This window comes from Streptomyces sp. NPDC054840 (genome assembly GCF_053611065.1).
On the sequence record NZ_JBSGZP010000972.1, the window covers coordinates 1 to 2,066 of the forward strand.

1 protein-coding gene is annotated in these 2,066 nt (G+C 71.8%); it reads right to left on the reverse strand.

Going from position 1 to position 2,066, the window contains the following annotated elements; genetic code table 11:
* Positions 1 to 297: 297 nt before the first annotated feature.
* A partial coding sequence (locus tag ACWGIU_RS36545; RefSeq protein ID WP_453712381.1) for a malectin domain-containing carbohydrate-binding protein occupies positions 298 to 2,066 on the reverse strand: 1,769 nt, incomplete at its 5' end.

Consider the following 2,066-nt stretch of genomic DNA (forward strand, 5'->3'; position numbering starts at 1 on the left):
AGCGCGAGGACGGCGCTGAGGCCGTCCACGTCGAAGGCGGCCTCGGCCGCGTGCCCGCCCTCCGAGGCCGCCTGTGGGCCCTCCGGTCCGCCGACGGCCCACACCGCCCCCGGGTCGGCGGACTCCACGAGGGCCCGGACGGCGGTGGCCTGGTCGCACAGGGGGATCATGGTCGCCCACGTTAACGAGCCGGGTACCGGCCTCCTGGCAGGCTGCCGCGGAGTCCGCGCTCCCGCCACCCGAATGCCACCGCGACGCGAAGGGGCGGGGCGCCCGCAGGCACCCCGCCCCCGTGATCTACCGGCCGGACCCGTTCTTGTCCGGGCGGTCGGTCACCCGCAGGGTGTTCAGCAGGGGCTTGCCGAATCCGCTGTGCGTGACGAAGCGGACGTTGAGCACGCCGTCCGTGACCGTGACCGTGTAGGTACGGGTCAGCGCCGTGTAGGAGCCCGCCTCCAGGCGGATGTCCAGGGAGGGCAGGACCTGCGTGCCCTCGGCCAGGACGTCGAAGACGCGCTTGTTCGGCTGGATGGACGAGAGCTCCGCGAAGCCCAGCTCCACCGTGTAGGTACCGTTCGGCACGTTGTCGAAGCGGTACTCGTACATACCCTCACGGGCGTTGCGGAACAGCCGCTGGTCGTCCGTGCCGGCGATGGTGCGGCCGGTGGCCTCCACGGTGCTGTTGCCCTGGTAGCCGTAGGAGCCGGGGGTGTACTTGCGGTCCGGGGACCAGGCGTCACCCAGGCCGTCCGTGGTCGTGTAGCCGGAGCCCGCGTCCAGGCCGACCTGATAGCGCGGTACGACGACCTTGACCGGGACGGAGAGGACCGGGGTCCGGCCGCTCGCGGAGGTGATCTTCAGATCGGTGGTGAGGACCGCGCCCGGGGTCAGTCCCGTGGTGTCCACGGAAAGGGTGACCGGGACCTTCGCGCCGGTCGCGAGGTTGCCGGTCGCCGGGGTGGCGGTCAGCCAGGTCGCCTCCTCGGACACCGTGAACGCGGTTCCGAGGCCCGGGTTGGTCAGGTCCACGGTCCGCGTCCGCTGCTGGTTCGCGGGGAGCACGACCTCGACCGACGGCTTGGAGGCCGACACCTTTCCGGTGCGCAGGGACTGGGTGACGGCGGTGACGTCGGCGGCCTTCACGTTCACCGTCGCCGTCGCGGGCTCGTACTGCGGCGCCGCCAGCGAGACGGGCAGCGAGCCGGACGGGCTCTGGACGACGTATCCGCCGTCCGCGGCCGTGGTCGCCGACACCGCCGTGTCACCCGTGCCGACGGTCACCGTGGCACCCGCGACGCCGTTGCCGTCATTGGCGTCGAGCACCCGGCCCGCCACCACACCGCTCTTGGTGGTCCGGAAGGCGATGGACAGGCCGTCCGTGATGACCGCGCTGTTGAAGGAGTACCTGAAGGCGTCGGTACCGGCCGCGTTCTCCACACCGACCGTGGCGGTGGAGCCGCCCTTGATCCCGGTGCCGCCGGTCCCCTTGTAGGAGTAGGAGACGGTGCCGTCCTCGCCGATGGTGGCCGAGAAGGAGAACTTGTCGGTCTGCGCCGACCAGTGGGACACCTGGCGCCACTCGATAACGTAGCTCCGGTGCGGGGCGGTGCCGGTGACGCCGGTGAAGACGCCGGAGCCGCTGCCCGGGGCGCCGACGACGAGGTCGTCCCAGAACGGGTACAGGGCCGCGTTGGGCGTTGCCGTGCTCGGGAGGTCCCCGTTGATGTCGCCGGTGTGGTTGCCGCCGAAGCTCACGGTGCCGTTGGTGCCGATCCAGGCCTGGCCGTACGTCTTGCCGTACAGGGGCAGCGGGAAGGGCAGGTCGACGCGTTCGGTGGTGTTGTCACCGGTGAGCGCGAGCTGGCGGGTCCCCTCGGCGTACGGGCGGTCGCCGACGGCGACGCAGGCGTAGCCGTAGGCGTCGGTGCGTTCGGGCAGGTTCACCGCGACGGTGACGTCGCCGGCGACGGTGACCTTCGCCGTGCCGCCGGTGACGCAGCGGGAGGCGTGGGTGGCCTTCACGTCGTACGTGCCGTGCGGCAGGGTGACCTCGAACCGCCCCTGGG